Source organism: Anaeromicrobium sp. (assembly GCF_025210435.1).
GTDB lineage: Bacteria > Bacillota > Clostridia > Peptostreptococcales > Thermotaleaceae > Anaeromicrobium.
Genome location: NZ_JAOART010000057.1, coordinates 1 through 7,118, shown reverse-complemented (window position 1 = coordinate 7,118; position 7,118 = coordinate 1). Strand labels below are relative to the sequence as shown.

At 29.9% G+C, this 7,118-nt stretch carries 6 protein-coding genes and 3 tRNA genes; 1 reads left to right on the top strand and 8 read right to left on the bottom strand.

Annotation, left to right across the window (positions count from 1 at the left end):
• Window positions 1-161: 161 nt before the first annotated feature.
• The 5 genes from N4A57_RS06945 to N4A57_RS06925 all read right to left on the bottom strand — a co-directional run bounded on the left by N4A57_RS06945 (window position 162) and on the right by N4A57_RS06925 (window position 5,733).
• Window positions 162-1,166, bottom strand: a complete 1,005-nt coding sequence (locus N4A57_RS06945) for a hypothetical protein (protein WP_293657099.1) — start codon at window positions 1,164-1,166, stop codon at window positions 162-164.
• Window positions 1,167-1,318: 152 nt separating this feature from the next.
• The gene (thiI, locus tag N4A57_RS06940) at window positions 1,319-2,497 is read right to left on the bottom strand and encodes a tRNA uracil 4-sulfurtransferase ThiI (protein ID WP_293657098.1); all 1,179 of its coding nucleotides are present in this window, start codon (window positions 2,495-2,497) and stop codon (window positions 1,319-1,321) included.
• A gap of 4 nt (window positions 2,498-2,501) precedes the next feature.
• Window positions 2,502-3,659, bottom strand: a complete 1,158-nt coding sequence (locus tag N4A57_RS06935) for a cysteine desulfurase family protein (RefSeq protein WP_293657096.1) — start codon at window positions 3,657-3,659, stop codon at window positions 2,502-2,504.
• 536 nt (window positions 3,660-4,195) lie between these two features.
• The gene (locus N4A57_RS06930; RefSeq protein WP_293657095.1) at window positions 4,196-5,251 is read right to left on the bottom strand and encodes an HD-GYP domain-containing protein; all 1,056 of its coding nucleotides are present in this window, start codon (window positions 5,249-5,251) and stop codon (window positions 4,196-4,198) included.
• A gap of 110 nt (window positions 5,252-5,361) precedes the next feature.
• Window positions 5,362-5,733 carry a hypothetical protein gene (locus tag N4A57_RS06925; protein ID WP_293657093.1) on the bottom strand — a complete coding sequence of 124 codons (372 nt, stop codon included), beginning with the start codon at window positions 5,731-5,733 and terminating at the stop codon, window positions 5,362-5,364.
• An 88-nt stretch (window positions 5,734-5,821) separates the two neighbouring features.
• Between N4A57_RS06925 and N4A57_RS06920 the strand changes: the two genes are divergently transcribed.
• The gene (locus N4A57_RS06920; protein WP_293657091.1) at window positions 5,822-6,799 is read left to right on the top strand and encodes a ribonuclease H-like domain-containing protein; all 978 of its coding nucleotides are present in this window, start codon (window positions 5,822-5,824) and stop codon (window positions 6,797-6,799) included.
• Between the two features lie 40 nt (window positions 6,800-6,839).
• Here N4A57_RS06920 and N4A57_RS06915 read toward each other — a convergent pair.
• The 3 genes from N4A57_RS06915 to N4A57_RS06905 all read right to left on the bottom strand — a co-directional run bounded on the left by N4A57_RS06915 (window position 6,840) and on the right by N4A57_RS06905 (window position 7,087).
• A tRNA-Phe gene (locus N4A57_RS06915) sits at window positions 6,840-6,915 on the bottom strand.
• A gap of 11 nt (window positions 6,916-6,926) precedes the next feature.
• Window positions 6,927-7,003: transfer RNA gene (locus N4A57_RS06910), tRNA-Pro, on the bottom strand.
• 8 nt (window positions 7,004-7,011) lie between these two features.
• A tRNA-Trp gene (locus N4A57_RS06905) sits at window positions 7,012-7,087 on the bottom strand.
• Window positions 7,088-7,118 lie beyond the last annotated feature (31 nt).

The following is a 7,118-nucleotide window of genomic DNA, read 5'->3' as shown; positions in this document are numbered from 1 at the left end:
TAAGTTTTTTAATATCTTTTTTAGTGAATAAAATTTTGCTCATTTAATAGCCTCCTATTCTTATATTATATTGTATAAAAAAAGTACCCATAGTCTAAACACTTTTTTTCAAAGTGTCCATTCTATAGATACCATTTTAATCTTTTGACCATACTTTTATTTTATTGTAATCTACTTTTCATATCTTCCATTTTCATTGAATTTTCTTCAGTTATTTCTGGTATTTGTATACTAATTTCTTGGTTTATATTATATATTTTACTATTAGCATTAATGCCTAAATACATATCAGGTCTCTGAGTTTCCCCATCTGCCTTTAGATTAACATTAATATCTACTTGTGAACTTACTACATCATTATTCTTATTTAAAAAGTATACCAGGTTTACCTTTTTTATAGTAATAACATTATCTAATTCATTTAATCCCTTATTTATTTCTTCTTTTCCCTGTTCTAACTCTTTTTTAATTTCTTCTTCTGACTTTTCTTCTCCTAAAAGGATACTTTGTCTTTTTGCATTTTCTATAGTGTATTTCATAAACATGGGATTATCATACAACTTAGGTAATATACTTTTAATTACTTCCTTAAATTCTTTATCATTAAAACTTATGACAATAGGTGTTACTGATACTTCTTTTCCATTTATATCTAGTTTTTTGTCTTCTTGTATTTGAATATTTTCATCTTTAATAAGTTCTAATAGGGATTTACTCATTGTCTTACTTAGCTTTTTCATTTCTTCCTTGTTTTCATTTAAATTTTCATCCTTGCCTTCATATAATACCATATACTTTTCTTGCATTGGTAGTTTAACTACATATTTTTCTGGACTATAGTAAATCTCCATTTCATAAGACATTCCACTTACAGCTGCATTTATTTTTCCTGCCATATTAAATGACTCTTGATCAATTTCAAATTTTCCCTTTAGTTTAGCTTGATTTATCATTCCTACAAACATGCCTATCATGGGGTTTTTATTTATTTCTTCTTCTGGAACACTTATGTTAGCACTCATATCAAACTCTTGGGTTGCAGTTTTTAAATTCATAGAATTTTCAAAGGCCTTTTCTAATCGTTCCTTAGGAGTCTCCTTTTTACATCCTACCAATGATACTACAATTAATAGTGCTACTAATAGTGCTATAGTTTTCTTTGTCATCTCTAGTCCCCCTTTAAAATTTTAGTCTATACTAATATATCATTTTAAAAAAACATTGTAAACATTTCACTTTTTATATTTTATATGTAATTATAGCCTTTATAGATAATTTATCTTTATATAAACAAAAACTCCCAAAAAGGGAGTTTTTTCTAATCTTCTAAGTTCACTTCTATAGTTTCCATATTTCCTATAGCTTCATCTATCAGCTTATCTACATCTAAATTACCTTCTGATTTTTCTATTCTATCTACCCTAGGTTTTGTAACTGGACGTTTTGGTAAAAATACTGTACAACAATCTTCAAAAGGTAAAATTGAAGTTTCATATGTATCTATCGTTCTAGCCATCTTAATGATATCTATCTTATCCATGGCTATAAGTGGCCTAAATACAGGTATATTTACAGAAGAATTTGTAACTGTTAATCCCTGTATAGTTTGACTAGCCACCTGTCCAATATTTTCTCCAGTTATCAGGGCATTACATTCTTGCTTATTAGCTATTTTTTCTGCTATCTTCATCATGAATCTTCTTGATAGTATGGTCATTTCATCTTCTGGACATTTTTCATTAATTTCCTTTTGAATAGGTAATAGGTTTATAGAGTGTAATTTTATAGTTCCACAATATATTGATAATTTTCTAGCTAATTCTATTACCTTTTCTTTAGCCCTATCACTAGTAAAAGGATAGCTATGGTAGTGAATACCTTCTATTTCTACTCCCCTTTTAGCCATCATCCATCCTGCTACAGGAGAGTCAATTCCTCCTGATAATAGTAACAAACCTTTACCATTAGTGCCTAGTGGTAATCCACCATACCCACTAATTTTTTCTGAATGGGCATATATTTTATGCCTCACATCTACCCTTAATACTACTTCTGGGTTATGTACATCTACTGTGTAATTCTCAGTATTCTTAAGTACATATGCCCCAACTTCTCTAGCTATTTCTGGCGACTTAATTTTAAAGGATTTATCAGCCCTTTTAGCTTCTACTTTAAAAGTCCTTGCCCCATGATCACCAAACTTATCCTTTAGGAATTTTAGGGCACATTCACAAATACTATCCATATTCTTTTCTTCTGATACATATGCCAAGCTTATGGATGCCACTCCAAATACCTTTCTTACCCTTTCTATTACTTCATCTTCATCATAATCTTCCATGTCTAGTATAAGTAGACCATTGGCCTTTTTCACCTTAAGATTACCTAAATCCTTTAAATTGTTTTTAATATGTCTGATTAATTTATTTTCAAAGTATGGTCTATTAAGACCCTTTAAAATAATTTCTCCATATCTAATTATTAATTCTCTTTTCATTTTATCACCTCTTTATAATCATTCGTAATTCTTCCACACTACTTTTTATCTTTTCTACCCCATAATCTATTTCTTCCATCTTATTAGTATATGAAAAACTAAATCGTATGGCTCCTTCTATGTCCTCATTAGTTAATTTCATATTCTTTAGCACATGACTTTGGCTACTTTTTTTATTAGAAGAACAAGCAGATCCTGTAGATACATATATATTATATTGTTCTAAATAATGAAGAAGTACTTCTCCCCTTATTCCAGAAAAACTAATATTTAAAATATGAGGAGCATAACAGGTTTCATGACCATTAACCCTAATATCTTTAACCTGTTCCAATAATCTTTCTTTAAATTTTTCCCTAAAGTTTTTAATATACTGGATATGCTCTTGTATTTTATCATTAAAATCTGATACGGCTGCCCCAAAACCCAATATACCTGGTACATTTTCTGTACCTGACCTTATACCCGTCTCTTGGCTTCCTCCAAACACTATGGGTTGTATCTTAGTTCCCTTTTTAATATATAGGGCTCCTACGCCCTTAGGTCCATGTATTTTGTGAGCACTAACTGATAATAAGTCTATTCCTATCTTTTGTGGTGAAATCTTCATTTTTCCAAAGGATTGGATAGCATCCACATGAAAAGTAGGCCTTTTCTTTAAAGACTTTAATATTTTTCCTACTTCTTCTATAGGTTGTATAGTTCCAACTTCGTTATTAACATGCATTATACTAACCAATATAGTATCATGGGTTAAATTTTCTTTTAGTTCTTCTATACTTATCATTCCATATTTATCTATATCTAAATAAACTACCTCATATCCTTTATTTTCTAATGTCTTATATACATTAAGAACAGAAGGATGCTCTATCTTAGTAGTAATTATTTTTTTACCTTCTCTTCTTTTAGCTTTTATAGTTCCTAGTATGGCTAAATTATTAGCTTCAGTTCCTCCAGATGTGAATATTATTTCCTCAGGTTTAGCATAAAGAGATTTAGCTACCTGTTTCCTAGCATTTTTAACTAATTTTTCTACTTCTACACCTTTTTTATGTAGGGAAGATGGATTTCCATAATAATTGGTTAAAGATTTCAGCATAATATCCACAACTTCCCCTTTAGGTTTAGTCGTAGCACTATTATCAAAATAAGCTTCCATATTTATCGCTCCAATACTGTATTTTACATGCCTTTGCATATTTTATATTATTAATCCTTCTTTGTAAAGTAAATTACCCATATATTTTTATTTTGATAATTATAATTGAACATATTCATAAAATTATTGTTTTAAAATATATTTTTTAGTCGAAAGTGTTGCAACCATTGTCGTTTTTTGTTATAATTTGTTTAGTGGTTATCCCCCTGATAACCTCGATAATATAATCTCTATTCCCAATACCCCTTTTGAACGTAAACTAGTAAAAAACCTAGCCCGCGAGGCTAGGTTTTTTACATTTAGGCATATGCAAAAATAAACTAGTTAGGTCTCTGAAGAATCTGGATTATTTTCAAGGCATGGTACCTCATATGAGGCATATAAAATAGCCAGCTTACTTGTCCTTTTGTCCATTTTATTAATCACGTAAACTTTTACATATGCCTATATTGGCACCCTTTCATAATCAATAAACTGAACAAAATTACTAAGGAATCTGGCTACCTTATTTTTTCATATGCCTGATTATTTATTATCTATCCTATTACTTCCACGATCTTAACGTCTGAAGTTTTTAATAAATCCACAAAATTTTCCCCAACTTTTATTAGAGGTCTTGTTGGCCTTTGTTTATTTACAAGTACTATCTCTCCTATTTTTCCATCAGATAATTTCACTATATTTCCTACATAAAATTTAGATATATTCCACAAGAAAATATTACATATATATGGATCTAATTTATCATATGCTTCATTTTCTATTTCTTCTGCCACTTTAAAAGGGGATTCCTTATCCTTATATGATCTCTCAGAAGTCATGGCATCAAAGACATCTGCTATGGCTATAATTCTAGCAAACTCATGAATTCTTTCACTTTTTAAACCATATGGATATCCACTGCCATCAAACCTTTCATGATGCTGAAGTATACCACAACATATGTTAAAGTCCAATTTGTCATCATTTTGTACTAACTTATACCCGTATTCTGCATGTCTCTTCATCTCTGAGCATTCTTCCCTAGTAAGTCTTCCTGGTTTATTTAATATTTCCTTTTTTATTTTTGCTTTTCCAATATCATGTAAGAATGCTGCCATTGCAAGTTTATCTAGTTTTTCCTGACTATAATTTAACCACTTTCCTATCATAGTAGCTAGAACGCATACATTAATAGAGTGAGTATAAGTATAATCATCTACCACATGGGTTTCTCTTAATCTTTTTAATACATTGTTATTTAAAACAACATTTTCAACTAATCCATTTACAGATTCTTCTACGATTTTAGTCTCTATTTTTTTACCTAATTGAACTTCATTATAAACATCTTTAAATTTATTTAAAGAATCAGCGTATTTTTCCTTCAATTGCCTTTCTTCTTTTATTCTTTTCTTATAATCGTCTTGTGATTCTTCCTTATGGAAATCTGCGATTACATATATATATCGAACACCTAGTTCCTTTATCTTATCCGTTACATTTTCACTTAATCTTGTTCCACGTGCAATAAGAAGTTGATCATAGGGGCCTAATATATCTTTTGCTAAAATCATATCCTCTTCCATTTCACTTAAATATATCTTTTTCATATGGTACCTCTCCACTTCCTTTAGTTAAATTCTTTCACACTAAGATTTTGTGCATCATGTTGTCCTACATTATATTATTCTACGTTTTTCTACAATTTCCTCCAGTAAAATTAGTATTTTAGTACTCTGTTCCCACATTTAGGACAATAGTTTTGTTTTTTCTTAATAATTTGCCCACAGCCTTTGCAATAGGTGTAACCCCTTTTCCTAACCATCTTATCTTTCATCATATATAATTTCTTCTCTAAACGTCTTATTTCCATACATATTCTTTTAATTTCACTAGTAGGCATAGTTCCCTTTTCCTGTGTGTAATATTTATATACAATTTGCCCTATATACAATTTATGATTTTCAATCTCTTCTTCTATAGCCTTTATATCTACCTTCATCTCAGTTAATTCTATAACCTCATCAGTTTTTACTGATAGAGTATGTGTTCCCCTACCTATACTATCTATAAACCTTTCTAAAAAATCCATATAATCACCCCTTTAGAAATTACCTATTGTATTTTTGTAAAGTTATCTTATTATATTATATATAGCTAATTTACAGGAGGACTCAATAATGGAAATATTTATCCACGAAATTTCAGAAAGTTTTAACACACCATCATCCTTTAATAAATATTATTCAAATCTTAACTTTGCCTTTTTTGATATAGAGACCACTGGTCTTAGTCGTAAGAATAGTAAGATTATATTAATAGGTATCCTTTATATATGTGATGGAAAAATAATAGTAAAACAATATTTTTGCAATAATAGAAGTGAAGAGAAAGAAATGTTACTTCAGTTTATGAAAGATATAAGAGATTTTCATTTACTTATAAGTTACAATGGTAACGCCTTTGACATACCTTTTATTAATGAAAGATTGAAATATAATAAAATAAGTGATTCTATTAATCCTTATAAAAGTATGGATTTCTTATGTTTAGTAAGAAGGAACAAGGACCTTTTAAACTTGCATAACTACAAATTAAAAAGTGTAGAGGAGTTAATGGGTATACATAGGAATGATACCATATCTGGAAAAGACAGTGTAGCACTATATAACATATATGAAGAAACTAAGGATGAAAAATTACTAAAGGTAATTTTACTTCACAACTATGATGATCTTTATTTTTTTAGTAAAACCTTAAAAATATTAGATTTAATACCAGAAGAAAATTTATTTTTAGATTTTCCCTATGTAATTAACCATGAAGATTACTATAAAATATATATATCAAAACACATAATAAAAAATTCTGCCCTGCATATTGAAGGCTCTATTTTGTGGAATGAGGAAAATGATTATTTCTTCTACGATACCCTTTTGGATTTCAAATATGAAAAGTATTCTAATAAGTTTAGTTTAAAAATTCTATTAGAAAAGGGATTATCTCCAAATGGTGAAAAATGCCTTTATCTACCTTTAGATAGGATTTCTAACATGGATGGAAATTTAGTCTTTAAATTAGATAAAAACATACAACCTAATAGCTTATTATATTTTTATAAAAATCTATTAAGTACCATATTAAAGAATATGCCTTAAATAAAATAAAAAGCTTGAATAAATTATTCAAGCTTTCTTTTGGTGCCCAGAGGCGGAATCGAACCACCGACACGGGGATTTTCAGTCCCCTGCTCTACCGACTGAGCTATCTGGGCATAAAAAAAAATGGTCGGGGTGGCAGGATTTGAACCCGCGGCCCCCTGGTCCCAAACCAGATGCGCTACCAAACTGCGCTACACCCCGAAATTTTTTGGCAGGGGTAGAAGGACTTGAACCCTCGGCACGTGGTTTTGGAGACCACTGCTCTACCAACTGAGCTATACCCCTACATATTAAATTAAAATGGTGGGCCTTCAGG